This window comes from Algivirga pacifica (genome assembly GCF_039543525.1).
Classification (GTDB): Bacteria; Bacteroidota; Bacteroidia; order Cytophagales; family Flammeovirgaceae; genus Algivirga; species Algivirga pacifica.
Genome location: NZ_BAABJX010000038.1, coordinates 100,122 through 100,652, shown reverse-complemented (window position 1 = coordinate 100,652; position 531 = coordinate 100,122). Strand labels below are relative to the sequence as shown.

Genomic DNA, 531 nt, shown 5'->3' with positions numbered 1-531 from the left:
GCTTACATCTACACTCGATAAATCCATTGTTCCGCTAACCGATACATCCGTAAAACTAGATGCCCCTGTAACGGATAATGTACCACCCATCGATGTGTTATCTGACACTGCCAAGGTCGTTAAACTGGATGTGCCACTGGAACTCAAATCAGTGAAACTTGACGCTCCTGTTACAGATAACATACCTGTCATACTCGTATTATCTGATACTGCCAAGGTCGTTAAACTTGAACTACCTGCTACCGATAGATCTCCTCCTACTGTTGCGCCTCCACTTACATCTACACTCGATAAATCCATTGTTCCGCTCACCGATACATCCGTAAAACTGGATGCCCCTGTAACGGATAATGTACCACCCATCGATGTGTTATCTGATACTGCCAAGGTCGTTAAACTGGAGGTGCCACTGGAACTCAAATCAGTGAAATTGGACGCTCCTGTTACAGATAACATACCTGTTATGCTCGTATTATCTGATACTGCCAAGGTCGTTAAACTTGAACTACCTGCTACCGACAGATCTCCTCC

Annotated in this window: 1 protein-coding gene; it reads right to left on the bottom strand. The window is 44.6% G+C overall.

From position 1 onward, the window contains the following. On the bottom strand, positions 1 to 531 hold a 531-nt coding region (locus ABD985_RS13435; RefSeq protein ID WP_425550445.1), incomplete at both ends, for a hypothetical protein.